Annotated in this window: 22 protein-coding genes and 1 other RNA gene; 9 read left to right on the forward strand and 14 right to left on the reverse strand. The window is 62.7% G+C overall.

The genetic code is table 11. The annotated features are described in order from the left end of the window. Nucleotides 1-43 precede the first annotated feature (43 nt). The 12 genes from lapB to gyrA all read right to left on the reverse strand — a co-directional run bounded on the left by lapB (nt 44) and on the right by gyrA (nt 14,279). A complete protein-coding gene (gene lapB, locus CUJ90_RS13615) occupies nt 44-1,219 on the reverse strand; it encodes a lipopolysaccharide assembly protein LapB (protein WP_114163024.1) in 1,176 nt (391 codons plus the stop codon). 72 nt (nt 1,220-1,291) lie between these two features. Next, complete coding sequence (locus CUJ90_RS13620; protein ID WP_073427170.1) at nt 1,292-1,585, reverse strand: LapA family protein; 294 nt, start codon at nt 1,583-1,585, stop codon at nt 1,292-1,294. A 259-nt stretch (nt 1,586-1,844) separates the two neighbouring features. After that, nucleotides 1,845-2,168 carry an integration host factor subunit beta gene (locus tag CUJ90_RS13625; RefSeq protein WP_073427169.1) on the reverse strand — a complete coding sequence of 108 codons (324 nt, stop codon included), beginning with the start codon at nt 2,166-2,168 and terminating at the stop codon, nt 1,845-1,847. 110 nt (nt 2,169-2,278) lie between these two features. Continuing rightward, entirely contained in the window at nt 2,279-4,012 is a 1,734-nt protein-coding gene (gene rpsA, locus CUJ90_RS13630) for a 30S ribosomal protein S1 (protein WP_073427168.1), read from the reverse strand. 172 nt (nt 4,013-4,184) lie between these two features. Beyond that, nucleotides 4,185-4,871, reverse strand: a complete 687-nt coding sequence (cmk, locus tag CUJ90_RS13635) for a (d)CMP kinase (protein WP_114163025.1) — start codon at nt 4,869-4,871, stop codon at nt 4,185-4,187. Nucleotides 4,872-4,905: 34 nt separating this feature from the next. Next, nucleotides 4,906-6,210 (reverse strand): 3-phosphoshikimate 1-carboxyvinyltransferase, encoded by a 1,305-nt coding sequence (gene aroA / locus CUJ90_RS33225; protein ID WP_244219924.1) that lies wholly within the window; start codon nt 6,208-6,210, stop codon nt 4,906-4,908. 18 nt (nt 6,211-6,228) lie between these two features. Then, nucleotides 6,229-7,170 carry a prephenate dehydrogenase gene (locus CUJ90_RS33230; RefSeq protein ID WP_244219925.1) on the reverse strand — a complete coding sequence of 314 codons (942 nt, stop codon included), beginning with the start codon at nt 7,168-7,170 and terminating at the stop codon, nt 6,229-6,231. 51 nt (nt 7,171-7,221) lie between these two features. Continuing rightward, nucleotides 7,222-8,334 carry a histidinol-phosphate transaminase gene (hisC, locus tag CUJ90_RS13645; RefSeq protein WP_114163026.1) on the reverse strand — a complete coding sequence of 371 codons (1,113 nt, stop codon included), beginning with the start codon at nt 8,332-8,334 and terminating at the stop codon, nt 7,222-7,224. A gap of 72 nt (nt 8,335-8,406) precedes the next feature. Beyond that, complete coding sequence (gene pheA, locus CUJ90_RS13650; RefSeq protein WP_073427163.1) at nt 8,407-9,489, reverse strand: prephenate dehydratase; 1,083 nt, start codon at nt 9,487-9,489, stop codon at nt 8,407-8,409. A 63-nt stretch (nt 9,490-9,552) separates the two neighbouring features. Continuing rightward, on the reverse strand, nt 9,553-10,635 hold the full coding sequence (serC, locus tag CUJ90_RS13655; protein ID WP_114163027.1) for a 3-phosphoserine/phosphohydroxythreonine transaminase: 1,083 nt from the start codon (nt 10,633-10,635) through the stop codon (nt 9,553-9,555). Between the two features lie 282 nt (nt 10,636-10,917). Further along, nucleotides 10,918-11,520 carry a DUF2059 domain-containing protein gene (locus CUJ90_RS13660; RefSeq protein ID WP_114163562.1) on the reverse strand — a complete coding sequence of 201 codons (603 nt, stop codon included), beginning with the start codon at nt 11,518-11,520 and terminating at the stop codon, nt 10,918-10,920. A 122-nt stretch (nt 11,521-11,642) separates the two neighbouring features. Next, complete coding sequence (gyrA, locus tag CUJ90_RS13665; protein WP_073427161.1) at nt 11,643-14,279, reverse strand: DNA gyrase subunit A; 2,637 nt, start codon at nt 14,277-14,279, stop codon at nt 11,643-11,645. Nucleotides 14,280-14,754: 475 nt separating this feature from the next. On the opposite strand from gyrA, the gene ompA reads away from it, so the two are divergent. The 6 genes from ompA to CUJ90_RS13690 all read left to right on the forward strand — a co-directional run bounded on the left by ompA (nt 14,755) and on the right by CUJ90_RS13690 (nt 18,505). Further along, nucleotides 14,755-15,402, forward strand: coding sequence for an outer membrane protein OmpA (ompA, locus tag CUJ90_RS13670; protein ID WP_073427160.1), 648 nt, complete (start codon nt 14,755-14,757; stop codon nt 15,400-15,402). A gap of 211 nt (nt 15,403-15,613) precedes the next feature. Continuing rightward, nucleotides 15,614-16,312, forward strand: a complete 699-nt coding sequence (ubiG, locus tag CUJ90_RS13675) for a bifunctional 2-polyprenyl-6-hydroxyphenol methylase/3-demethylubiquinol 3-O-methyltransferase UbiG (protein WP_073427159.1) — start codon at nt 15,614-15,616, stop codon at nt 16,310-16,312. A gap of 31 nt (nt 16,313-16,343) precedes the next feature. Further along, the gene (gph, locus tag CUJ90_RS13680) at nt 16,344-17,057 is read left to right on the forward strand and encodes a phosphoglycolate phosphatase (protein WP_073427158.1); all 714 of its coding nucleotides are present in this window, start codon (nt 16,344-16,346) and stop codon (nt 17,055-17,057) included. 125 nt (nt 17,058-17,182) lie between these two features. Beyond that, nucleotides 17,183-17,552, forward strand: a transfer-messenger RNA (tmRNA) gene (ssrA, locus tag CUJ90_RS13685). A gap of 347 nt (nt 17,553-17,899) precedes the next feature. Then, complete coding sequence (locus CUJ90_RS32645; protein ID WP_161553697.1) at nt 17,900-18,049, forward strand: hypothetical protein; 150 nt, start codon at nt 17,900-17,902, stop codon at nt 18,047-18,049. Between the two features lie 96 nt (nt 18,050-18,145). After that, entirely contained in the window at nt 18,146-18,505 is a 360-nt protein-coding gene (locus CUJ90_RS13690) for a COG4315 family predicted lipoprotein (protein WP_073427156.1), read from the forward strand. Nucleotides 18,506-18,595: 90 nt separating this feature from the next. On the opposite strand, the gene CUJ90_RS13695 is transcribed toward CUJ90_RS13690, so the two are convergent. Both CUJ90_RS13695 and CUJ90_RS13700 read right to left on the reverse strand, forming a co-directional pair. Further along, nucleotides 18,596-18,862 carry a hypothetical protein gene (locus CUJ90_RS13695; RefSeq protein WP_114163028.1) on the reverse strand — a complete coding sequence of 89 codons (267 nt, stop codon included), beginning with the start codon at nt 18,860-18,862 and terminating at the stop codon, nt 18,596-18,598. 108 nt (nt 18,863-18,970) lie between these two features. Next, nucleotides 18,971-20,050, reverse strand: coding sequence for a substrate-binding domain-containing protein (locus CUJ90_RS13700; RefSeq protein WP_073427154.1), 1,080 nt, complete (start codon nt 20,048-20,050; stop codon nt 18,971-18,973). Nucleotides 20,051-20,187: 137 nt separating this feature from the next. Here CUJ90_RS13700 and CUJ90_RS13705 point away from each other — a divergent pair, with 137 nt between their 5' ends. Genes CUJ90_RS13705 through fdhF form a run of 3 tightly spaced genes read left to right on the forward strand, consistent with a single transcriptional unit; the run spans nt 20,188 to nt 25,199 of the window. After that, entirely contained in the window at nt 20,188-20,673 is a 486-nt protein-coding gene (locus CUJ90_RS13705) for an NAD(P)H-dependent oxidoreductase subunit E (protein WP_073427153.1), read from the forward strand. Beyond that, complete coding sequence (locus tag CUJ90_RS13710; RefSeq protein WP_114163029.1) at nt 20,670-22,238, forward strand: formate dehydrogenase beta subunit; 1,569 nt, start codon at nt 20,670-20,672, stop codon at nt 22,236-22,238. Before CUJ90_RS13705 ends, CUJ90_RS13710 begins: the two co-directional genes overlap by 4 nt. Before the next feature lie 15 nt (nt 22,239-22,253). Beyond that, nucleotides 22,254-25,199: a formate dehydrogenase subunit alpha gene (gene fdhF / locus CUJ90_RS13715; RefSeq protein ID WP_114163030.1), complete on the forward strand. Its 2,946-nt coding sequence runs from the start codon at nt 22,254-22,256 to the stop codon at nt 25,197-25,199. Nucleotide 25,200: the final 1 nt, after the last annotated feature.

Below are 25,200 nucleotides of genomic sequence, written 5' to 3' on the forward strand. Positions count from 1 at the left end.
CCACGTAGACACCGACGACGTTGGCACGGCCCCCGTCGGGGCGTCAGTTCGATGTCATGATCGGTTCGACTCGACGCGGCGCGTAGGTTTCCCAACCGCTGCAACCGGGGCACTGCCAATAGAATAGCCGCGCCCTGAAACCGCAATTCTGGCACGTGTAGCGCGGCAGATTCTTGGTGCGCTGACGAATCAGCGTGCGCATCAGTTCGAGTTCGCTGCGCCGCGGCTCTTCGGCGACGGCTTGCTGTGCCTCCAGAAGACGCGTCATGCCCGCGAGATTCGGCGACTTCTGCATCTGCGAGCGTGCCAGCGCGTGCGCCGCATCGGGGCCGCGCAGCGACGCGACGTGCTGATACGCGACGTCGAGCAGGTCGTTCGAGGGATAGCGGTCCACCCACGTGGTGAGCAGGTCGGCGCCGTCCTGAGGACGGCCGAGCGCATCGTAAGCCTTCATCAGCTTTTCGGCGACGAGCGGCAGATACGCCGGATTCTGCTCCTCGACGCGCCGCCACTGCGCGATGGCCGCTTCTTGCGCACCGCCGGCCGCGTCGACATCGCCGAACAGGATCGTGGCGCGCACGTTGGTCGGATTCGCTTTCAAGGCGAGGCCGAGTTGTCGGCGCGCCTCATCCGGGTTTTGCTGTTGCAGCGCTTCCTGGGCGAGTTCGCAATGGAATTGCGCGATCTCCTTGTCGAGCGATTCCGAACCCATGGTTTCCAGATGACGCGCGGTGTCGATCGACTTGATCCAGTCCTTCTCGATTTCGTAGATGGTGAGAAGCGCGCGTTGCGCGCCCAGCGCATAGTCGCCGGTCTCGAGCGAACGGAAGGTTTCCTCGGCGCGATCGAGCAGGCCCGCTTTCAGAAAGTCTTGCCCCAGTTCGTAGAGCGCGTGATCGCGCTCGCTGACCGGCAGATCGGCACGGCTCAGCAGGTTTTGATGCACGCGGATCGCGCGGTCGGTTTCGCCGCGGCGGCGAAACAGATTGCCGAGCGCGAAGTGCAACTCGATCGTTTCCGGATCGAGCTTGACGACTTCGATGAAGGCGTCGATCGCCTGGTCCGGCTGCTCGTTGAGCAGGAAGTTCAGGCCGCGAAAATACGAGCGCGGCAAGTTGGCGCTTTCCGACAGCAGCGTCTTGAGGTCGTAGCGCGCAGCCATCCAGCCGAACGCGAATGCGACGGGTATGACCAGCAGCCACCAGAAGTCTAGATCCATGCGATTGATGCAAACGTGCGGGAAAGCGAAAACGGAAAGCCGCGCCCACCAAGGCGCGCGGCGGAAGACAACTTAGATCAGCGGCGGCATGGGCGGCTGTTCGACCACCACCGGGGCCTCGCGCGCCACGCGCAACTCACGCTTGAGCCGGCCGTTTTCCATGCGCAGGCGCAGCATGGCCGGCAGCGACGACACGAGCCCGGCCACCAGCCCCACCACGAAGAACGCCAGGCCGATCAGGATCAAGGGCGCCGACCACGCGTAGCCAGCGAGGAAATTCAGCGTAGCAGGTTGTGTATTGGAGAGCGCGAGCACCAGCAGCAGCACGAACACCAGCACCCGGATCAGCCAAACGATAAATTTCATGAATAGGTCTCTTGACGGCAGTTGCGGGGTGACGCCGGCTTGATGACGCGTCGCGCCACGGTGTTGCCCGCGCCGAAGTGACCCGTATTGTAATTGAAGCCCTCGCGGCTGGGCAGGAACTGGCCGATTGTGGGCTTACGCGAGGTTTATTTTGCGGTGGGCGAAAAAAAAGCGCCCGAAGGCGCTTTTCTGTTTTTTGCCGACTGGCTCTAGCCGCTGACGCTACCAAGGCCACGCTGCTTATCACCCAGCCTGGCATTTAGAGATCGTCGTCCGGCTCTTCAGCCTTCAGCGGCTCTCCCGCACGGCGATCTACCCGCTCGCGCAATTCCTTGCCCGGTTTGAAATGCGGTACGTGTTTCTCGGGTACCAGCACCTTCTCGCCCGACTTTGGGTTACGCCCGACACGGGAAGGACGACGGTTGAGACCGAAGCTGCCGAAGCCGCGAATTTCGATGCGATGACCTTTGGCAAGCGCCTCCGACATCGCATCAAGCATCGTCTTCACCGCGAAGTCCGCATCTTTGAGTACAAGCTGCGGGAATCGCGTAGCCAGCTGGGCGACCAATTCCGATTTGGTCATACTGCAGCAGACCTCTTAAGAAAACGCCGGGCCGCCCCCAATTTTTCCGTTCCGCAGGTCGTCCCCTTGCGGGACTGGTACGAAACGACAGGGTTGGGGGCGCTCCTCAATTACTGGTTCTGACCGTCGAGCTTGGCCTTCAGCAACGCGCCGAGGTTCGTCGTGCCGGTGGCAGCCGAGCCCGAATCCGACGAAGCCAGGCCGCGGATCGCTTCCTGTTGTTCAGCCGAATCCTTGGCCTTGATCGACAGGTTGATACCACGCGACTTGCGATCGATGTTGATGATCATCGCGTTGACCTTGTCGCCTTCCTTCAGCACGTTGCGAGCGTCTTCCACGCGGTCTTGTGCGATTTCGGAAGCGCGCAGGTAACCTTCGACTTCAGCCGACAGCTGAACCACTGCACCCTTCGCGTCCACCGTCTTGACCACGCCGTCGACGATCGAACCCTTGTCGTTCATTGCAACGAAGTTGCTGAACGGGTCGCCTTCGAGCTGCTTGATACCCAGCGAAATGCGTTCCTTCTCGACGTCGATGCCAAGAACGATCGCTTCCACTTCGTCGCCCTTCTTGTACTTGCGAACCGCTTCTTCGCCCGTTTCGCTCCAGGAAAGGTCCGACAGATGAACCAGACCGTCGATGCCGCCCGGCAGACCGATGAAGACGCCGAAGTCGGTAATCGACTTGATTGCGCCTTGCAGCTTGTCGCCCTTCTTGAAGTTGCGGCTGAAGTCGTCCCACGGATTCGGCTTGCACTGCTTCATGCCGAGGCTGATACGGCGGCGGTCTTCGTCGATTTCGAGAACCATGACTTCGACTTCGTCGCCCAGCTGAACAACCTTCGACGGTGCAACGTTCTTGTTCGTCCAGTCCATTTCCGACACGTGGACGAGGCCCTCGATGCCCGATTCCACTTCGACGAATGCGCCGTAGTCGGTGATGTTCGTGACCTTACCGAACAGACGCGTGCCCGACGGGTAACGGCGCGAGATGCCTTCCCACGGGTCGTCGCCCAGTTGCTTGATGCCCAGCGAAACGCGGTTCTTCTCTTGATCGAACTTGAGGATCTTCGCGGTGACTTCCTGGCCAACCGACAGCACTTCGCTCGGGTGACGCACACGACGCCATGCGATGTCGGTGATGTGCAGCAGGCCGTCGATACCGCCGAGGTCCACGAACGCGCCGTAGTCGGTGATGTTCTTCACCACGCCTTCGACGATCGCGCCTTCCTTCAGCGTTTCGAGCAGCTTTGCGCGCTCTTCACCCTGGGTCGCTTCGATCACGGCACGGCGCGACAGCACGACGTTGTTACGCTTGCGGTCGAGCTTGATGACGCGGAATTCCAGCGTCTTGCCTTCGTACGGGGTCGTGTCCTTGACCGGACGCGTATCGACCAGCGAGCCCGGCAGGAATGCGCGGATGCCGTTGACCATGACGGTCATGCCGCCCTTGACCTTGCCCGTGATCGTGCCGGTCACGAGTTCGTTGTTGTCGAGCGCTTTTTCCAGCGACAGCCACGAAGCCAAGCGCTTCGCCTTGTCGCGCGACAGGATCGTGTCGCCATAGCCGTTTTCCAGCGCGTCGATCGCGACGGAAACGAAGTCGCCCGCCTGCACTTCTACCTCGCCCGCGTCATTCAGGAACTCTTCGAGCGGGATGTAGGCTTCGGACTTGAGACCAGCGTTGACGACCACGAAGTTGTGGTCGACACGCACGACTTCGGCGGAAATCACTTCGCCGGCGCGCATGTCTTGCTTGGTCAGCGACTCTTCGAACAGAGCCGCAAAAGATTCGGTATTCGGGGTAGAGGTTTGCAGGTCGGACATAAAAATCAAAATTTGCATGGTTCTCGCGGTGCCCGGCTGGCCGGCTGGCCGGACGGTCAGCAACTTCGGCGAAGAAGGCGAATGCCACGCGGGGTTAAAGGGTTAAAACACGCTCCACGACGATCGCGGAGCACCTACTGATTACGCTACTTCTACTGCGCCCGCTGCTTATGCACAATGCGTACATTCATCAGGCATGCGGGACTAACGCTTCGTACCACTGCACCACTTGCTCAACCGCCTCGTCGATCGACAATGCGGAGGTATCAAGCAGCTTTGCATCCGCTGCAGGCTTGAGCGGCGCGGCAATGCGCTGACTGTCACGCTCGTCGCGCTCACGCAAATCCCGGAGCAAGTCATCTATATTAGCAGAAAACCCTTTTTGGATCAATTGCTTATGTCGTCGCGCCGCGCGGGCCTCGACGCTGGCGGTCATGAATACCTTCAGCACGGCGTCCTGGAAGATCACCGTGCCCATGTCGCGGCCGTCGGCAACCAGCCCCGGTTCCTTGCGGAACGCCCGCTGACGCGCCACCAGCGCGGCTCGCACGGGTGCGTGCACAGCGATCGCGGAAGCGCGGCTGCCGACCTCTTCGGCGCGGATGTCGGCGGAAACGTCGACACCGTCGAGTTGCGCCAGCCCCTCGCGAAACGTGATGTGCAGATCGTCGATGAGTTTTACAAGGGCGTCGGGATCATCCGCCGCGATGTGGTAGCGCACGCTCGCGAGCGCCGCCAGCCGGTACAGCGCGCCGCTGTCGAGCAGGTGGAAGCCGAGGCTCGCGGCAACCAGCGCGGCCACGGTGCCTTTGCCGGAGGCACTCGGGCCGTCGATCGTAATGACGGGCGTCTGGTGAAAGGGACGGGTCGGTTTCATCGAAAAAGTCGCACGTCAGTCGATTCGGGTCGAATCAGGGTTGGGCAAGCGCGGTAAAGCGCTCGAAATAATCAGGAAACGTCTTGCCGACGCACTTGGGGTCGTTGATCCGGACCGGCACGCCGCCGAGGCTCACCAGCGAGAAGCACATGGCCATGCGGTGATCGTCGTAGGTGTCGATCGCGGCGTTCGGAATCAGCTTTTCAGGCGGCGTGACGACGAGGAAATCCTCGCCCTCCTGCACCTTCGCGCCGACCTTGCGCAGTTCGGTCGCCATCGCGGCGATCCGGTCGGTTTCCTTCACGCGCCAGCTGGCGATATTGCGCAGCGTGGTCGTGCCGTCCGCGAACAACGCCGCGACGGCGATCGTCATCGCCGCGTCGGGAATCAGGTTGCAGTCCATGTCGATCGGCTCGAGCTTGCCGTTGTCGTGGCCGACGCCGCGCACCTCGATCCAGTCGTCGCCCATCTGCAGGTTCGCGCCCATCCGGATGAGCGCATCGGCGAAGCCGACGTCGCCCTGAATACTGGCCCGCCCCACGCCCTCCACCCGCAGCGGCCCGCCGCCGAGTGCGCCGGCCGCGAGAAAATACGACGCCGACGACGCATCGCCTTCCACCATGATCGTGCCCGGCGACTGATATCGCTGCCCCGCCGGAACGACGAACTGATGCCAGCCGTGGCGCTCGACCTCGATGCCGAAGCGCGCCATCAGCTTGATCGTGATCTCGATGTACGGCTTCGAGATCAGCTCGCCGTCCACCTGCACGGTGCTCACGCCGCTTTCGGTGCGCAGAAGCGGCAACGTCATCAGAAGCGAAGTCAGGAACTGGCTCGACACGTCGCCGCGTACGCGAATCGGCGCCTCGGCCGAAATCTGCGCCGGGCGAATCCGCAGCGGCGGATAACCTTCGTTCTCTTCGTAGTCGATCCTCGCGCCGATCTGCCGCAAACCGTCCACCAGATCGCCGATCGGCCGCTCGTGCATGCGCGGCACGCCATGAATGCGGTAGTCGCCGCCGTTCACGGCCAACGCCGCGGTCAGCGGACGCACTGCCGTGCCGGCGTTGCCGAGGAACAGATCAGCCGTGCGCGCCGTGAATGCGCCGCGCGTGCCGGTCACGACGCACGTGTCGCCCTCGCGCTTCAGACGCACGCCGAGCTTTTCGAGCGCCTCGAGCATGACGCGCGTGTCGTCGGAGTCGAGCAGATTCGTAATCGTGGTTTCGCCTTCGGCAAGCGCGGCGAGCAGCAGCACCCGATTCGAAATGCTCTTCGAGCCGGGCAGCCGGATCGTGCCGGACGCACGGGAAAATGGTCCGAGATCGAGGAATTCCATGATTGTGTCCAGTTCCGGTTATTTCGACGCGTCGCTGTTGCTCACGCCCGCAGCGCGCTGTTCCTGCCATTCGGTGCGCGCCACGCGCGAGCGCGCGAACACGGCTTCGAGGGCGGCGCCGTCGGCGGCTTCGATCGCCGCGCGCAAGCGCGCGAGCACCGCCGTGTAGGCGTCGAGTTCATCCAGCAACGCGGCGCGATTCGCGACGCACACGTCGCGCCACATTTCCGGGCTCGACGCGGCGATGCGCGTGAAGTCACGGAAACCACCGGCGGCGAATGAAAATTTCAACGCGGCGTCGGGCGAATTGAGAATCTGCTCGACGAGCGCAAACGACAACACATGCGGCAAATGGCTGACCGACGCCAACACGCGGTCGTGCTGCGCCGGGGTCATGTCACGCACGACGGCGCCGGTGGCACGCCACATCGCCGCAACGCGCTCCACCGCTTGGGGCGCGTTCTCCGGCAACGGGCACAACACGACATTGCGGTCGACATACAGGTCGGGCAATGCCGCATCGACGCCGCTCGCTTCACGGCCGGCAATTGGATGCCCCGGCACGAACTGGCCGATGCGCGCGCCGAGCGCCGCGCGGGCCGCCGCGACGACATCCGACTTGGTGCTGCCGGCGTCGGTGACGATCGTGGCCGCGTCGAGAAACGGCGCGATGCGCTCGAGCAACGGCTGCGTCTGCGCGACGGGCGCCGCGAGCAGCACGAAATCGGCGCCGGACAGCGCTTCACGCAACGCGGCGTCGTCATTCAACGCCGCGGCGCCGTCGATCACACCGAGTTCCAAAGCCCGCGCGCTCGACGCGGCCGAACGCCCGACACCGATCACCGCGCGCGCGCCCACCGCCGCGCCCCGCTCGCGCAGCGAGCGCGCAAGCGATCCGCCGATCAGGCCGACCCCAAAAATCACCAGCTTGTTAAAAGAAAACGCGGCCACGTCGGTCACAGAAAAAGCGCGCCTTGATGCCAATGAGGCGCGCGGGTCAAGGATTACCGCTTAGGCGGTGGCGAGCGTTCTTTCCAGCGCCGCAAGGAACGCTTCGTTTTCTTCCGGCAGGCCGATCGTGACGCGCAACCATTGCGGCAGACCATAGTTGCCCACCGGCCGCACGATCACGCCCTGCTTCAGCAATTCGAGGTTGACACGGTTGCCGGCCGCGTCGTCGTTGCCGACGCGCACCAGCACGAAGTTGCCGTCCGACGGCACATACTCGAGACCGAGCTTGTCGAACGCTTCGGTCAGACGGCGATAGCCTTGCGCGTTCAACGCCGCGCTTTTTTCCAGAAACGCCGTGTCGTTCAGCGCCGCGATCGCCGCGGCTTGCGCCAGCGTGTTGACATTGAACGGCTGACGCAGACGATTCAGCAGATCGGTCAACTCAGGCTGCGCGATCGCGAAGCCGACACGCAAGCCCGCCAGACCGAACGCCTTCGAGAACGTGCGCGACACCAGCAGGTTCGGATAACGGCGCACCCACGCGATCGAGTCGTAGCGCTTGGCTTGCGGCAGATATTCCGTGTACGCCTCGTCGAGTACGACCGCCACGTTGCGCGGCACCTTGTCGAGAAACGCCTCGAGTTTCGGACCTTCGATGAACGTGCCAGTCGGGTTGTTCGGATTGGCGACGAAGATCAGGCGCGTGTCGTTCGTAATAGCCGCGAGCATCGCGTCGAGATCGTGACCGTAGTTGACGGCGGGCACGATGATCGCGCGCGCGCCCACGCCTTGCGTGGCCAACGCGTAGACCGCGAACGAATACTGCGCGTAGACGATCGACTGATCCTTTTCCACGAACGCGTGCGCCGCGATTTCAAGGATGTCGTTGCTGCCGTTGCCCAGCGTGATCCAGTCGGCCGGCACGCCGTAGCGTTCGCTCAGTGCCGCCTTCAGCTCGAACGCATTCGCGTCCGGATAGCGGCCGAGTTCGCCGGCTGCCTGCGCCATTGCGCGCTGCGCCGATTCCGGCATGCCCAGCGGGTTCTCGTTCGAGGCGAGTTTCACGATGGTCGCTTCATCGAGGCCGAACTCACGCGCCACTTCCGAAATCGGTTTGCCTGCGACGTAGGGCGCAATCGCGCGCACATAGGAAGGACCGAAAGACGCTGTCATGAAATCTCCGAACGGTTATTAGCTAATGAGTATGCGGTTTGACCTTGCAATGCCGCTGAGCGCCGTTTGAAGCTATCGGGCCCGCGGGTACGAGCCCAGGATCTTCAGGAACGCGGCCTTCTCGCCAAGCTCGACGAGCGCGGCGGCGACCGACGGATCGTCCCGATGGCCTTCGACGTCGATGTAAAAGTAGTACTCCCACGTGCCGACGCGCGCCGGACGCGATTCGAAACGCGTCATCGAAACGCTGTGGCGAGCGAGCGGCTCGAGCAGCTTGAACACCGCGCCCGGCTCGTTCGCCACCGAAACGATCAGCGACGTCTGGTCATGCCCGCTCACGCCCGTGCGCTCCTTGCCGATCATCACGAAGCGGGTGCGGTTGTGCGGGTCGTCCTGGATCTGCGCATACGCGACTTGCAGACCGTAGTGCGTTGCCGCCCGATCGCCGGCGATGGCCGCGACGGTGGGATCTTCTGCCGCCATGCGCGCCGCTTCCGCGTTGCTCGACACCGCCTGGCGCTCCAGATGCGGTGCGTTCGTCGCGAGCCAGCGCTGGCACTGAGCGAGCGCCTGCGCGTGCGCGCACACGCGCGTCACGCCCGCGAGATCGCCGTTTTGCGTCAACAGGTTGTGGTGAATCGGCAAAGCCAGTTCGCCGCCGATCGTCAGCTGGGTTTGCAGCAGCAGATCGAGCGTGCGCGACACCGCGCCTTCGGTGGAATTCTCGACCGGCACGACGCCGAATTCCGCGGCGCCCGCCTCGACCGAGCGAAACACTTCGTCGATCGACGGGCAAGGCAGGCCTTCGATCGACTGACCGAAGTACTCGTGCATCGCCTGTTCGCTATAGGTGCCGACCGGCCCCAGATACGCAGCCTTGATCGTCTTTTCGAGCGCGCGGCTCGCGGCCATGATCTCGCGCCAGATTGCGCTGATATGCTCGCTCGCGAGCGGGCCCTCGCTCATGTCCTGCAAGCGCGCGATCACCTGCTGTTCGCGCTCCGGGCGGAACACCGGCGCGTTGAAGTGCTTCTTCACCTCGCCCACTTCGAGCGCCACCGCCGCGCGCTGATTGAGGAGCGCAATGAGTTGCGCGTCGATCTCGTCGATACGTTCGCGAAGAGGTTTGAGTCGGGTATTGAGTTCGTCGTCCATGCTTGAAAACGGCCTTGCCGGTAGCTGCTGGAAAGATGCGCGCGCCTGAATATCCTGACAGTTTCAGGCGCTGCGCTGTTCGAATTCCTTCATGTATTCGACAAGCGCTTTGACGCCTTCGAGCGGGACAGCGTTATAAATCGACGCCCGCATGCCGCCGGCGGACTTGTGGCCCTTTAGCTGCACCATTCCCCGCGCTTTCGCGCCGGCCAGGAAATCTTCGTTGCGCGACTCGTCAGCGAGGAAAAACGGTACGTTCATCCGCGAGCGCGAGCCGCGCTCGACCTTGTTCAGATAGAAGCCGCTCGAATCGATCGCGTCATACAACAGCTTCGATTTTTCGAGGTTGCGTGCTTCTATCGCGGCTAGGCCACCCTGCTTTTTCAACCACTTGAACACCAGCCCCGCGACGTAAATCGCATAGGTGGGCGGAGTGTTATACATCGAATTATTCTCGGCAACGATCTTCCATTCGAATGCCGACGGACAAATCGCTTGCGCGCGATTGAGCATGTCTTCGCGCACGATCACGACCGTCACGCCCGCCATGCCGATGTTCTTCTGCGCACCGCCGAAGAGCACGCCGTACTTGGCGATGTCCATGGGACGCGACAGGATGTGCGACGATGCGTCGGCCACGAGCGGAATATCGCCGAGATCGGGAATTTCGAAAGTTTCGACGCCGTGGATGGTCTCGTTCGTGCACAGATGCACATAAGCCGGATCGTCCGACAACTGCCATTCCGAACGCTTCGGCGCGCGCGTGAAACCGTCGGCCGTTTGGCCGCTCGCAGCCAGATGCACGGTGCCGTACTTTTGCGCTTCCTTGAAAGACTTTTGCGACCACGAGCCGGTGACGACGAAATCCGCACGCGGCTTTGCGCCCATCAGATTCATCGGCACGATCGCGTTTTCACCCAGACCGCCACCTTGCAGGAACAGGATGCGATGGCTCGCCGGCACCTCGAGCAACTCGCGCAGATCGACGAGCGCTTCCTCGTGGATCGACATGAACTCTTTGCCGCGATGGCTCATCTCCATCACGCTCATGCCGCTGCCTTGCCAATCGAGCATCTCGTCGGCAGCCTGACGCAGCACTTCTTCTGGCATGGCCGCGGGGCCCGCGGAGAAATTAAAGACGCGCATCGTGAGATCCTGGAAGCAGGCGCGAAAACGGGAAATCGCGCAAAAAAACGGCGAAGCTGGGAGCCGCGAAGGCAACCATCATGAAGCTGACAACGCGATCCTGACGACCGCATCGCCAATAATTCCGCGCCGAAAAGAAAATGGCCGTTCGCGCTTGTGCGCAAACAGCCATTATCGCATTGTCGCCGCCAACCCGCCAAACCCCGCATGCCGTATAGCTTGCCGGGCGGCGGCTAGCGCGACATCAGCGCAGCCTTTCGACCTTTAGCTCGCCTGGCAGGCTTACTTCGCCGGCTTGACCGAAGCGACTTCCTTGTCGGCCTGGTCACGCGTTGCCTTGATCGATTGCGGCATGTACTTTTGCATGAGACCGTTCACGACGTCGCGGCCAACCTGGTCTTGCACCTGGATGAACTTGCGGCCGGTCGGGCTCTTGTAGAACGCGGTCAGGTCCTTGATTTCCGACGTGCTGTAGTACTTCGCGTATGCGTCGTATTGAGCTTGCATCGCGTCCTGACGGAAGCTGTCGGTTGCGAACACCTGGCCCGCGCCGTCAACCAGCTTCGGCACCGCATTTTTTTGCAGCGCCGGGACGGAAGCCTGCTTCTGCTTGTCCGTCATCGTCTTGTTTTCGCTCAGGGCGTCCGACAGGATGGCCGGAACCAGTTGCTTGGCTTGCATCTGCGCGCTGTTGCCAATTGCGCCGACGAGCTTCTGCGCGTCGATTGCGTCCAGCAGTTCCTTGATGGCAGCCTGCTTGGCCGGATCAACCGGTGCCGCGGCAGCAGCCGGCGCCGCCGGAGCCTGGCTCTGAAGCGCTTGAGCCATGGCAAGGGTCGGCACGAAAGCAACCAGCAACATCAGTTGTTTGAATCGTTTTTGCATCATTACTCCCTAATAGAAATGAACTTGAACTGCGAGCTGCGCGAGACGCGTATCGGCCCGACACGCCATTATTCTCCGCGCAGCTTTCAACTCGTTACTGAGACTGAAGGCCGCGACACGGATTAAACCGCATCGCCATTTTCACCGCCGTTGTCGCCTTCGGCTGGACCTTCGACGTCGGCTTCCACATCGACATCCGCTTCCGCCTCAGCAACCTGTTGCAGACCTGAAAGCTTGGTCCCTTCGTCAAGGCTGATGAGTGTAACACCTTGGGTTGCGCGTCCCATTTCTCGAATTTCCGACACACGCGTGCGGATCAGCACACCAGTAGTCGTGATCAGCATGATCTGCGCCTCCTGGTCCACCAGCGTGGCGGCGACGACCTTGCCGTTGCGCTCCGACGTCTGGATTGCGATCATGCCCTTCGTACCGCGCCCATGACGCGTGTACTCGGTGATCGGGGTGCGCTTGCCGAAACCGTTCTCGGTTGCGGTCAGCACCGACTGCTGCTCGTCGCCCGCCACCAGCAGCGCGATCACGCTCTGGCCGTCTTCGAGCTGCATGCCGCGCACGCCGCGCGCCTCACGGCCCATCGGCCGCACGTCGTTCTCGTCGAAGCGAACCGCCTTGCCCGAATCGGAGAACAGCATCACGTCGTGCTGGCCGTCCGTGATGGCCGCGCCGATCAGGTAGTCGCCGTCATCCAGACCGACCGCAATAATACCCTTGCGCAACGGTCGGCTAAAGGCTTCCAGCGGGGTCTTCTTTACCGTTCCCAAGGCGGTGGCCATGAACACGAACTTGTCGGCCGAGAACTCCTTGACCGGCAGCACGACCGTAATCTTTTCGCCTTCCTGCAGCGGGAACATATTGACGATCGGCCGGCCGCGCGAATTCCGCGAACCCTGCGGCACTTCGTAGACCTTGACCCAATAAACACGGCCGCGATTCGAGAAGCACAGAATGTGATCGTGCGTGTTGGCGATGAAGAGCGTGTCGATCCAGTCGTCTTCCTTCATGGAAGTGGCCTGCTTGCCGCGACCACCGCGTTTCTGAGCGCGATATTCGGACAACGGCTGCGATTTCACGTAGCCGGTATGCGACATGGTCACGACCATTTCCTGCGGCGTGATCAGATCTTCGGTGTTCAACTCGGTTGCGTTCAACTCGATCTTCGAGCGGCGCGCGTCGCCGAATTCGGCTTTGACCGACGTCAGTTCGTCGACGATGATCGCCGTAATGCGTTCCGGGCGGGCCAGAATGTCCAGCAAGTCGGCGATTTGCGCCATTACTTCGCGGTACTCGCCGATGATCTTGTCCTGCTCCAGACCCGTCAGGCGTTGCAGACGCATCTGCAGGATTTCCTGAGCCTGGGTATCGGAGAGACGGTAGAGTCCGTCGGACTGCATGCCGAAGGACGGATTCAATCCGTCCGGACGATAGGCTTCGCGACCACCGGCCGACGCGTTTTCCGTCTCGGCACGCGCCAACATCTCGCGCACCAGCGACGAATCCCACGGACGCGCCATCAATTCCTGTTTGGCGATCGGAGGAGTTGGCGCGGCCTTGATGATCGCGATGAACTCGTCGATGTTGGCGAGCGCCACCGCGAGGCCTTCGAGCACGTGGCCGCGTTCGCGAGCCTTACGCAGTTCGTATACAGTGCGCCGCGTCAGCACTTCCCGGCGATGCGACAGGAAGCACGACAGCATTTCCTTCAGGTTCAGCAGCTTCGGCTGGCCATCGACCAGCGCGACCATGTTCATGCCGAACGTGTCCTGGAGCTGGGTGGCCTTATACAGATTGTTGAGCACCACCTCGGGCACTTCGCCGCGCTTGAGTTCGATGACGACGCGCATGCCGCTCTTGTCCGACTCGTCGCGGATGTCGGAGATGCCTTCGAGCTTCTTTTCGTTGACCAGTTCGGCGATGCGCTCCAGAAGCGAGCGCTTGTTCACCTGATACGGCAACTCGTCGACGATGATCGCCATGCGCTGGCCGCGATCGATTTCCTCGAAGTGCGTGAGCGCGCGCATCACCACGCGGCCGCGGCCCGTGCGATAGCCGTCGCGCACGCCGGCCACGCCGTAGATGATGCCGGCGGTCGGGAAATCAGGCGCGGGGACGATCTCGATCAGTTCGTCGATCGTGGCTTCCGGGTTCTTGAGCAAATGCTGGCACGCGTCAACGACCTCGTTGAGGTTGTGCGGCGGGATATTGGTCGCCATGCCGACCGCGATGCCGGACGAGCCATTGATCAGCAGATTGGGGATGCGCGCCGGCAGAATGGCCGGTTCGTTTTCGCTGCCGTCGTAGTTCGGCGTGAAGTCGACCGTTTCCTTGTCGATGTCGGCCAGCAGTTCGTGGCCTATCTTCGCCATGCGGATTTCGGTGTACCGCATGGCCGCGGCGTTGTCGCCGTCGACCGAACCGAAGTTGCCTTGGCCGTCCACTAGCATGTAGCGCAGCGAAAAGTCCTGCGCCATCCGGACGATGGTGTCGTAGACAGCCGTATCGCCGTGCGGGTGATATTTACCGATCACATCGCCGACGATACGCGCCGACTTCTTGTAAGCCCGGTTCCAGTCGTTGTTGAGCTCGTGCATGGCGTACAGCACGCGCCGGTGCACCGGCTTCAGGCCATCGCGAACATCGGGAAGCGCACGCCCCACGATCACGCTCATCGCGTAATCGAGATACGAACGGCGCATTTCCTCCTCTAGGGAGATTGGCAGAGTCTCTTTGGCGAATTGATCCATTATCCGTATCTTTTACGTGCCAAGGCGGCAGTAAACCGCGCCTTCGCGTAAGCATTGCAGGCGCAACGCATCACGCGATTCTAACATGCCGCGTATTCCGCCCTGGCGCGGGTACGTATACCTATTAGCGGGCGCGCGTGAAGAGCGCGCCGCCGCCCCACTTTCGAGCCGAAGCAGGCTCGAATTGTGCGTGGCGCAATCCGCCGCTGAGCCATGACTGGCGGCCCGTCCAGGCGATTGCTTTTGTTGCGCATGCACCACAATTGGAGGGCGATTCGATCGGGGGCGGATTTTTTTATCGTCGGAAGGGAACGATATGGCAAAATGCCAACGCACAAAGAGTTAGACACTGCTCGAAGTCTACACAGCACCTTTTTTGTTCTGCACCGATGTTATACTTCGAGCAATGTATGACTTGTCTTCGTCAACAGGCTCGCAGTAAACCTGCGGTAATCTCAATTTCGAGAGGAGAAATATGAATAAACTTTCAAAGCTCGCGTTCATTGCAGCTACCGCGGTTATGGCTGCATCCGCCATGGCACAGTCGGTGCCGGCGTCGCGACAAGCTACGAACGACAACTGGGTGAATGGTACCGGCGAATACGTGTGGATGAACGGCACGAACGAACTCTGCTGGCGCGATGCATTCTGGACGCCGGCAACGGCCAACGCCAAGTGCGACGGCGCCCTGGTTGCTCAGGCTCCGACGCCGCCGGCTCCGGTCGCACCCGCACCGGCCATCACCAGCCAAAAGATCACGTATCAAGCTGACGCACTGTTCGACTTCGACAAGGCGATCCTGAAGCCGGCAGGCAAGGAAAAGCTGAACGATCTCGCATCGAAGATCCAAGGCCTGAACCTGGAAGTCGTCGTCGCAACGGGTTACACGGACCGCATCGGTTCGGACAAGTACAACGACCGTCTGTCGCTGCGCCGCGCTCAAGCTGTCAAGGCATACCTGGTCAGCAAGGGCATCGAATCCAACCGTATCTATACGGAAGGCAAGGGCAAGCGCAACCCGGTCACGACCGGCTGCAACCAGAAGAACCACAAGCAACTCGTCGCCTGCCTCGCACCGGATCGTCGCGTGGAAGTCGAAGTTGTCGGCACTTCGAAGCAGTAAGCTACAAATTACCGCAGTATCGAAAAGCCCCGCTTCGGCGGGGCTTTTTTTGTGTCCGCCCTCTGCGGCGCCAGCCGGTCCCCGAAACGCGGGCGCAATGCCTCCTCTAAATGCTTCGTGGCGCCGATGGACGGCATTTTGCCGCCTCGCCCCTCCGCCTATATACTCACGGTTTATCCTCGAGCACCCTCTCATCGAGGCAGCTTTCGCCATGACCAACGCCGATCCCCACGAACTACAGAAATTTAGCGATCTAGCGCATCGTTGGTGGGACCCGAATGCCGAATTCAAACCGCTGCACGAACTTAATCCGATTCGCCTGAGCTGGATCGACGCCCATGCACATTTGCCCGGCAAGAACGTTCTGGACATCGGCTGCGGCGGCGGCATTTTGTCGGAATCCATGGCAGGACTGGGCGCGCATGTTAAAGGCATTGATCTGTCGAACCAGGCGCTCGGCGTCGCCGATCTTCACAGCCTTGAAAGCGGCGTAACGGTTAGTTACGAAGAAATCGCCGCCGAGGCACTCGCAGCGCGCGAACCGGGAACCTACGACGTCGTTACCTGCATGGAAATGCTGGAGCACGTACCGCAGCCGGCCGCCATTGTCGAGGCATGCAAGACACTGGTGAAACCCGGCGGCTGGGTGTTCTTCTCCACGCTGAACCGCAATGTGAAGTCGTACCTGTTCGCTGTGATCGGCGCCGAATACATCGCGCGAATGCTACCGAAGGGCACCCACGACTACGCGCGGTTCATCCGCCCGTCGGAATTGGCGGGTTTCGTGCGCGCCGCAGGCCTGCGCACGGCCGATATCAAGGGCATTGTCTACAATCCGCTCAGCAAGCATTTCACGCTGTCCGCCGACACGAGCGTGAACTACATGCTCGCCTGCCGCCGCGACGTCTGATCCGCCCCGACCCGCCGGACCTGGACCATTAATGAGCGATCCCACGCCCCTGCCCCAACGCGAAGACAACGACGATGCGCTCGGTCTTTGCCAGGCCGTACTGTTTGACCTGGACGGCACCTTGGCCGACACGGCGCCTGATCTTGCGGCCGCCGTCAACAAAATGCGGCACGATCGCGGCCTCGCGATGGTGCCGCTCGAAAACCTCCGCCCACTTGCTTCCGCGGGAGCGCGCGGGCTGATCTGCGGCGCGTTCGGGATTGGCCCGGAGGATCACGAGTTCGCCTCGATGCGGGAAGAATTCCTCGCTAACTACGAAGCCGACCTGTGCATCGAGACAACGCTGTTTCCGGGCATTCCCGAATTACTCGACGAACTCGACGCACGAGGCGTGCGCTGGGGCGTCGTCACGAACAAGGTCGCGCGGCTCACCGAGCCGTTGATTGCGCAACTCGGCCTCGAGGAGCGCGCGGGCTGCGTGGTGAGCGGCGACACGACGGCGCATTCGAAGCCGCACCCTGCACCTTTGCTGCACGCCGCGCGCGAACTGGACGTAGTGCCCGAGCGCATTGTCTACGTTGGCGACGACCTGCGCGACGTGCAAGCGGGCTTCGCCGCCGGCATGAAGACGGTGGCGGCCGCGTACGGTTACTGCGGCGACGATATTCCGCCGACGCAATGGCACGCACAACACGTCGTGCAATCACCGGCTGAATTGCAAAGACTGCTGCGCGAGATCGGCTAACGTGCGCGCGGACTGCGGTGCGGCCGCGACGGCACAACGCCGCACCGCAAAACAATCAGCGAGGACGCGGCGTTCAAACTGTTGTAAAATTACTGTCGGCCCATAAGTACTGGGCAACGAACCGCGGGGGCGACCTGGTTTCGACAGGGGTTGCGAAGCGGCTAGGGCATGTCGAGGACCCGTCACCTCGTTAATCAATGGGAAAAACGTAACTGCAAACGACGATACGTTCGCACTGGCAGCCTAAGGGCCGCCGTCCTCTGCCTAGTTCACTGACGGGCTAGAGTCGCAAGACCGGTAGCAATACCGACAGAGGTCATATACGTCAGTTAAGCCTTGGCGGTGTCACGACGTCCGGGTCGAAAATCTAGTGAATCGCCGTAGTGCAGCGTGTTCGTCCGCGTCGCTGCGGTTAAATCAAAAGACTGAACTAAACATGTAGAACTGGTCGTAGAGTGCTTCTGGACGCGGGTTCGATTCCCGCCGCCTCCACCAAATTCTGTTCCAGCAGAGTCCTAGAACCCGCGATAGCTTTTGCTTCGCGGGTTTTTTGCTGCCTGTCGCTGTCCTTCCCGCCGGCCACCCGCTCTGCCTGGCTGCCGCAACAAACCCGGGTTCACAAAACACCGCTCAGGGTGGAAGATGCGCCGCATCCGCGCGCGCCGCCGCCCACACGACGCATTTCTCATAGTCCATTCTCCAGTTCTGTCCCAAGGCGACCGTGTCCCCGATCGGCTCGTCGTCGCGAACGGCGAATATCATTTGGGCTTTCACCAGGCCAGCGAGTCGCTTCCGGTGTCAACCCAGCACCAGTTCGTCGGTAAGATTCCCGACCGCTGCGATTGGTCACGCGCTACGCCGCCGGCATTCCCACCGGCACCCGGCATCCACTGGAAGCACGGAAAGCGCGGCAATTGCTGCAGCTTCTCGCCTCGCCCGAAGCCGCCGCCGACATCGCCGGAACCGGTCTCGACCCGCCGAACAAGAAGTGAATGGAATAAACGGCAACGCTCGATCGTTTGTACGTCACGCGCGGCCGCACGCCGCGTTCCGCGCGAGACCAACACCAAAATTCAGGAGCCGACAACATGCGCAAGACTCTCTTCTGCCTCGCCCTTCTCGCACTGCAGCAGACGGCGTTCGCCGAGGCGCCGAAAGTCGTCGACGGCCGCTTCGTCACCGCCGACGGCATGACGCTTTACACCTTCGACAAGGACACCACGCCTGGCGTGAGCGCCTGCACTGGCGGCTGCGTGAATTATTGGCCCGCGGCAACAGCTAGCCCATCGGACAAGCCATCGGGCGACTGGACGCTGATTCCCGGCGCCGACGGCAAGCAGCAGTGGGCGTACAAGGGCCGTCCGCTCTATCGCTACGCGGCCGATAAGCAGGCGGGCGATACGAAGGGAGACGGCTTCAAGGACGTGTGGCATACGGCGAAGCCCTGAACGAGCGTCAGTCCCAAACAGCCAGGCAGTACGCCCAAACGCAAAACGCCGGCAGAACGCCGGCGTTTCGCCAACAAACAGAACCCCCGCTTACTCGTCTTTCGGACACTGCAGGTTGCAGCCGTTCGGGTCGCCCATGTCGCCGCGCTTGCGCTTGGCCGACTTGTTGCCGTGCTGATATTTGTCCGAAGGCGCGGATGCGGCGAACGGCATTTGCGGATGTTCCGCGAGGCGGAACTCGTCCTGCAAGATGCCGCCCGGCACACCGGGCGAATTCTGTGCAAAGGCAACCGAAGCAGTGGCGATCAGCACACCGGCCGTCGCGGCGGCAACGCATGCGTGAAGAAATACTTTCATGTCGATTCAGCGCGTTCGCGCGCGGTTAGGGTCAAAGCGGAAAGCTGAGAGAGTATCCCAAACGGACACCCCGCGCAGTGCCCAACCCTGCTTTATGTTTACAACGGCTTACGCCGCGGCTTCGCCGAGTCCAAACTCCAGGTCGAGCAGCTTGCCGCAGTCGCGCGGATCGTAGCCTTCGAGGTGGTCGACGCTCTGCCGGAACGCCGCGCCGCGCAGCAATTCGATCACCGTCGCGAGCGGCCCGCGCTCGAGCCGCGCGCGGTCGCACGCGAAGTAATAGTCTTCGTCGACGACCGGAATGAAGTCGAGCCCGAAATGATGCGCGGCGGGCTCCACGCCGAAGCCCGCATCCGCCATGCCGCTCGCCACGAACGCCGCGATCGCCGAGTGCGTGAGCTCGGTCGACGCATAGCCGTTGACGCGATCCGGATCGACCCCGACCTTGCGTAGCGCAAGATCGAGCAGCATGCGCGTGCCCGAGCCGGGCTGGCGAGTGACGAAGCGAATATCGTCGCGCGCGAGATCGCTCAGGCCGCCGATTCCCTTCGGATTGCCCTTGCCGAGGAAGAGCCCCTGCTTGCGCCGCGTCAGATGCACGAGCACATGACGCTGCGGATCCAGCCAGCGCCGATAGGTATCGGCACAGACCGCGCGAAACTCGCCGAGCGGCAAATGAAAGCCGGCCAGATCGCACTCGCCGCGCGAGAGCGCAATGACCGAGTCGGCGCTGTCGCGGTACTTGATATCGACCGGCAGATCGTTGGCGACCAACGTCGTGACGAGCGCGGCCACTGCGTAGCCATGCGACGCGTGAATGCGCACGTTCTCGGTGGGCGGCGCGAGCCAGCGGTTCAGATCGCTTGCCACCTCGCTCGCGAGCGCCCGCATGTTGCCGTCGAGCCGCTCGCCGCACAAACGTTGCGCGCGCAGCACCGCTTGCCCGAGTTCGGAGAGCACGGAGCCGCGGCCGCGTTCCTTCGCGATCAGAGGACCGCCCAAACGCTCCTCGATACCACGCAGCAAACCCCACGCGTGACGGTAGGACAAACCCTTAAGCGTCGCCGCCTGCGCGATGCTGCCGGACTCGTCCACCAACGCGAGCAGCGGCACCACGTCCGACAGGCTTACCTCCCGGCCGTCCGGACCCTTCACCACCAGTTGTGCCTGGCACTCTATCCTGATCATATATGCTCAATCATTTCCTATTGCGCAAGCCGTTCCTGCCGCATATCGTTGGGTATCTTATATATCTAACAAGCAAAGCATACGTGCACGCATTATGAATCACAAGTGCATATATATGACTTTGGAGGAGCCCCCACTTGGACGATTCAAACGCCATCGCGCCGGAGCAGATCGTGCAGCGTCACGCACAACCGGGAATGTCGCTGCTAGCGGTACTGCACGCGATTCAGGACGAACTCGGCTACGTGCCGCCTGACACGGTCGCGCCGCTCGCACGAGCGATGAACCTGTCGCGCGCGGAAGTGCACGGCGTCATCACCTACTACCACCACTTTCGCACGCATCCCGCCGCGCCTGTCACGGTGCAACTGTGCCGCGCCGAGGCATGCCGCAGCATGGGCACCGAAGCGCTCGCGCAGCATATCGAGGCGCATACCGGTTGTCGATTCGACGCGGAGCATCAGCATGATGCGACGGTCGAACTGGAATCGGTGTACTGCCTCGGCCAGTGCGCGCTGTCACCGGCGCTGATGCTCAACGGCACCTTGCACGCCAGGGTCACGCCGCAGAAGTTCGACGCCATCTTCGCGGCCGCCAGCAAATGTGTGGAGGTGACGGCATGACGCGCATCTACGTTCCCTGCGACTCCTCCGCGCTGGCGCTCGGCGCCGATGCGCTTGCCGAAGCGATCGCGGCCGAGGCCGCACGCCGCGGCATCGAAATCGAACTGGTTCGCAACGGGTCGCGCGGCCTGCTGTGGCTCGAGCCGCTCGTCGAGGTCGCAACCGCGGCAGGCCGCATCGGCTACGCCAACATCGAGGCGAGCGACGTCGCGGCGCTCTTCGACGCCGGCTTCGTGGAAGGCGGCGAGCATGCGCGGCGCGTCGGCGTGGTCGACGACATTCCCTACCTGAAGAAGCAGCAGCGCCTGACCTTCGCGCGCATCGGCATCACCGATCCGCTTTCGACCGACGATTACGCCGCTCACGGCGGCCTCGAAGGTCTGCGCAACGCATTGCAAACCGACGGCGACGCCGCCTGCGAAGCCTTGATCGAATCCGGTCTGCGCGGCCGCGGCGGCGCGGCCTTCCCGGCCGGCATCAAATGGCGCACGGTGCGCGGCGCCAAGGCGGCGCAGAAGTACATCGTCTGCAATGCGGACGAAGGCGACTCCGGCACCTTCTCCGATCGCCTCGTGATGGAAAGCGATCCCTACGTGCTGATCGAAGGGATGATCATCGCGGGCGTCGTGACCGGCGCGACGGTCGGCTACATCTACGTGCGCAGCGAATATCCGCATTCGATCGCGACGCTCGAAGCCGCGATCGCCAAGGCGCGCGCCGCCGGCTGGCTCGGCGACAGCGTGCTCGGCTCGGCGCATCGCTTCGACCTGTTCGTGGCGAAGGGCGCCGGCGCTTACGTGTGCGGCGAGGAAACCGCGTTGCTCGAATCGCTCGAAGGCAAACGCGGCATCGTGCGCGCGAAGCCGCCGGTGCCCGCGCTCGTCGGTCTGTACGGCCAGCCCACGGTGATCAACAACGTCATCACGCTCGCCACCGTGCCGATCATCTTCGCGCGCGGCGCGGCGTTCTACAAAGACTTCGGCATGGGCCGTTCGCGCGGCACGCTGCCGTTCCAGCTCGCCGGCAACGTGAAGCAAGGCGGCCTGGTCGAACTCGCGTTCGGCGTAACGCTGCGCGAACTGCTGTACGACTACGGCGGCGGCACGGCAAGCGGCCGGCCGGCGCGCGCGGTGCAGGTGGGCGGCCCGCTCGGCACGTATCTGCCGGAAAGCCAGTGGGACATTCCGATGGACTACGAGGCGTATGCGTCGGTCGGCGCGGTGGTCGGCCACGGCGGCCTCGTCGTGCATGACGACACGTCGAACCTCGCCGAACTCGCGCAGTACGCGATGCATTTCTGCGCGCTCGAATCCTGCGGCAAGTGCACGCCATGCCGGATCGGCTCGACGCGCGGCGTCGAGGTGATCGCACGGATCCGCAACGGCGATACCTCCACGCGGCAAGTGCAGTTGCTGCGCGATCTGTGCGACACGATGGTGTCCGGATCGCTGTGCGCGATGGGCGGCATGACGCCGTTCCCGGTTCTCTCCGCGCTCGACCATTTCCCCGAAGACTTCGGTCTCGCCAACCTAGACGATAGCGCGCCCAAAGCGGCCGCGGCCTGACCCAGGAGCCCCACCATGTCCGACATGCTCAACTCCCCTGCCGGCGGCTGCGGCTCCGGCAACTGCGCGTGCAAATCGCAAGCGCAACAACGCGCGACCCGCTCGGTGTACGACGACACCGACTACGGCACGCCGGCGCGCCACGCCGACATCGACGTGACGCTCGAAATCGACGGCCAGTCGATCACCGTTCCAGCGGGCACTTCGGTGATGCGCGCCGCCGCCGAGGCCGGCGTGAACGTGCCGAAGCTCTGTGCGACCGATTCGCTCGAACCGTTCGGCTCGTGCCGTCTGTGTCTGGTCGAGATCGAAGGCAAGCGCGGCTATCCCGCGTCGTGCACGACGCCGGTCGAAGCCGGCATGAAGGTCCGCACGCAAACGGATCGTCTGCAATCGCTGCGCCGCAACGTGATGGAGCTGTACATCTCCGATCACCCGCTCGATTGCCTCACCTGCCCCGCCAACGGCGACTGCGAACTGCAGGACATGGCGGGCGTGACCGGCTTGCGCGAAGTGCGCTACGGCTTCGACGGCGCGAATCACCTGAAGGACAAGAAAGACGAATCGAATCCGTACTTCACGTATGACCCGTCGAAGTGCATCGTCTGCAATCGCTGCGTGCGCGCGTGCGAGGAAACGCAAGGCACGTTCGCGCTGACCATCGCCGGGCGCGGTTTCGAATCGCGCGTGGCGGCGAGCGAAAACAAGCCGTTCATGGACTCGGAATGCGTGTCGTGCGGCGCGTGCGTCGCCGCGTGCCCGACCGCTACCCTGCAGGAGAAAACCGTCATCATGCTCGGCCAGGCCGAGCACTCGGTTATCACCACTTGCGCGTATTGCGGCGTCGGCTGTTCGTTCAAGGCGGAGATGAAGGGCAACGAGGTCGTGCGCATGGTGCCGCACAAGAACGGCGCGGCCAACGAAGGCCACGCCTGCGTGAAGGGCCGCTTCGCCTGGGGCTATGCAACGCACAAGGACCGCATCACCGAGCCGATGATCCGCGCGAAGATCACCGATCCGTGGCGCGAAGTCAGCTGGGAAGAAGCGCTCGACTACGCGGCTTCGGAGTTCCGCCGCATTCAGGCGAAGTACGGCCGCGACTCGATCGGCGGCATCACGTCGTCGCGTTGCACGAACGAGGAAACCTATCTCGTGCAAAAGCTCGTGCGCGCCGCGTTCGGCAACAACAACGTGGACACCTGCGCGCGCGTGTGCCACTCGCCCACCGGCTACGGCCTGAAGACCACGCTCGGCGAATCGGCGGGCACGCAGACCTTCGCCTCGGTCGACAAAGCCGACGTCATCGTGGTAATCGGCGCGAATCCGACCGACGGCCATCCCGTGTTCGGCTCGCGTCTGAAGCGCCGCGTGCGTGAGGGCGCGAAGCTGATCGTCGTCGATCCGCGCCGCATCGATATCGTCGATACGGCGCACGTGAAGGCCTCGCATCATCTGCAATTGCGCCCCGGCACCAACGTGGCCGTCGTGAATGCGCTGGCTCACGTGATCGTGACCGAAGGCTTGCTGAACGAAGCGTTCGTCGCCGAGCGTTGCGACACGCGCGCCTTCCAGCAATGGCGCGATTTCGTCGCCCTGCCGGAGAACGCTCCGGAAGCGACCGAGGAAGTCACCGGCGTGCCGGCGCAAGCCGTGCGCGAAGCCGCCCGCATCTACGCCACCGGCGGCAACGCCGCGATCTACTACGGCCTCGGCGTCACCGAACACGCGCAAGGTTCGACCACGGTGATGGGCATCGCGAATCTGGCGATGGCCACCGGCAACATCGGCCGCGAAGGCGTGGGCGTGAATCCGCTGCGCGGTCAGAACAACGTGCAGGGCTCGTGCGACATGGGCTCGTTCCCGCATGAGTTGCCGGGCTACCGCCACATCAGCGACACGGTCACGCGCACGCTGTTCGAGCAAGCGTGGAACGTCACGCTGCAGCCGGAACCGGGTCTGCGCATTCCGAACATGTTCGACGCGGCGCTCGACGGCAGCTTCATGGGCCTGTACTGCCAGGGCGAGGACATCGTGCAGTCCGACCCGAACACGCATCATGTATCGGCGGCGCTGTCGTCGATGGAATGCATCGTCGTGCAGGATATTTTCCTGAACGAGACCGCCAAGTACGCGCACGTGCTGCTGCCGGGTTCGTCGTTCCTCGAAAAGGACGGCACCTTCACCAACGCGGAGCGCCGTATCTCGCGCGTGCGCAAGGTGATGCCGCCGCTGCCGGGTTACGCGGACTGGGAAGTGACCATACTGCTCGCGCGTGCGCTCGGCTACGAGATGGACTACACGCATCCGTCGCAGATCATGGACGAGATCGCGCGTCTCACGCCGACTTTCCACGGCGTCTCGTACAAGAAGCTCGACGAGCTCGGCAGCATTCAGTGGCCGTGCAACGAGAACGCACCGGACGGCACGCCGACCATGCACATCGACACCTTCGTGCGCGGCAAGGGCAAGTTCGTCATCACGAAGTTCATCGCGTCGCCGGAAAAGGTCACGCGCAAGTTCCCGCTGCTGCTCACGACGGGCCGCATCCTGTCGCAGTACAACGTGGGCGCGCAAACGCGCCGCACCGAGAACTCGCGCTGGCACGACGAGGACCGGCTGGAAATCCATCCGCACGATGCCGAGGAACGCGGCATCAAGATGGACGACTGGGTCGGCATCGAATCGCGTGCGGGGCAGACCGTGCTGCGCGCCAAAATTACTGAACGGATGCAGCCGGGCGTCGTCTATACGACGTTCCACTTCCCCGAATCAGGCGCGAACGTGATCACCACCGAGAGCTCGGACTGGGCGACCAACTGCCCGGAATACAAGGTGACCGCGGTGCAGGTGATGCCGGTCGAACAGCCGTCGCAATGGCAGAAGGACTACTCGCGCTTCAACACCGAGCAGCTGGATCTGCTGAAGCATCGCGAGTTGGCCAACGTGACGTCGGGCAAGTGAG

The sequence above is a fragment of the Paraburkholderia terricola genome, from assembly GCF_003330825.1.
Lineage (GTDB): Bacteria > Pseudomonadota > Gammaproteobacteria > Burkholderiales > Burkholderiaceae > Paraburkholderia > Paraburkholderia terricola.

What these genes read in the sequence shown, in the direction of transcription:
- CUJ90_RS13700 (WP_073427154.1), bottom strand. Translation starts at nt 20,050, where the DNA reads ATGATCAGGATAGAGTGCCAGGCACAACTGGTGGTGAAGGGTCCGGAC.
- cmk (WP_114163025.1), bottom strand. Translation starts at nt 4,871, where the DNA reads ATGAAACCGACCCGTCCCTTTCACCAGACGCCCGTCATTACGATCGAC.
- hisC (WP_114163026.1), bottom strand. Translation starts at nt 8,334, where the DNA reads ATGACAGCGTCTTTCGGTCCTTCCTATGTGCGCGCGATTGCGCCCTAC.
- CUJ90_RS13695 (WP_114163028.1), bottom strand. Translation starts at nt 18,862, where the DNA reads ATGAAAGTATTTCTTCACGCATGCGTTGCCGCCGCGACGGCCGGTGTG.
- CUJ90_RS13710 (WP_114163029.1), top strand. Translation starts at nt 20,670, where the DNA reads ATGACGCGCATCTACGTTCCCTGCGACTCCTCCGCGCTGGCGCTCGGC.
- CUJ90_RS13660 (WP_114163562.1), bottom strand. Translation starts at nt 11,520, where the DNA reads ATGCAAAAACGATTCAAACAACTGATGTTGCTGGTTGCTTTCGTGCCG.
- gph (WP_073427158.1), top strand. Translation starts at nt 16,344, where the DNA reads ATGAGCGATCCCACGCCCCTGCCCCAACGCGAAGACAACGACGATGCG.
- CUJ90_RS13625 (WP_073427169.1), bottom strand. Translation starts at nt 2,168, where the DNA reads ATGACCAAATCGGAATTGGTCGCCCAGCTGGCTACGCGATTCCCGCAG.
- pheA (WP_073427163.1), bottom strand. Translation starts at nt 9,489, where the DNA reads ATGGACGACGAACTCAATACCCGACTCAAACCTCTTCGCGAACGTATC.
- gyrA (WP_073427161.1), bottom strand. Translation starts at nt 14,279, where the DNA reads ATGGATCAATTCGCCAAAGAGACTCTGCCAATCTCCCTAGAGGAGGAA.
- serC (WP_114163027.1), bottom strand. Translation starts at nt 10,635, where the DNA reads ATGCGCGTCTTTAATTTCTCCGCGGGCCCCGCGGCCATGCCAGAAGAA.
- lapB (WP_114163024.1), bottom strand. Translation starts at nt 1,219, where the DNA reads ATGGATCTAGACTTCTGGTGGCTGCTGGTCATACCCGTCGCATTCGCG.
- fdhF (WP_114163030.1), top strand. Translation starts at nt 22,254, where the DNA reads ATGTCCGACATGCTCAACTCCCCTGCCGGCGGCTGCGGCTCCGGCAAC.
- ubiG (WP_073427159.1), top strand. Translation starts at nt 15,614, where the DNA reads ATGACCAACGCCGATCCCCACGAACTACAGAAATTTAGCGATCTAGCG.
- ompA (WP_073427160.1), top strand. Translation starts at nt 14,755, where the DNA reads ATGAATAAACTTTCAAAGCTCGCGTTCATTGCAGCTACCGCGGTTATG.
- aroA (WP_244219924.1), bottom strand. Translation starts at nt 6,210, where the DNA reads ATGGAATTCCTCGATCTCGGACCATTTTCCCGTGCGTCCGGCACGATC.
- CUJ90_RS13620 (WP_073427170.1), bottom strand. Translation starts at nt 1,585, where the DNA reads ATGAAATTTATCGTTTGGCTGATCCGGGTGCTGGTGTTCGTGCTGCTG.
- CUJ90_RS13690 (WP_073427156.1), top strand. Translation starts at nt 18,146, where the DNA reads ATGCGCAAGACTCTCTTCTGCCTCGCCCTTCTCGCACTGCAGCAGACG.
- rpsA (WP_073427168.1), bottom strand. Translation starts at nt 4,012, where the DNA reads ATGCAAATTTTGATTTTTATGTCCGACCTGCAAACCTCTACCCCGAAT.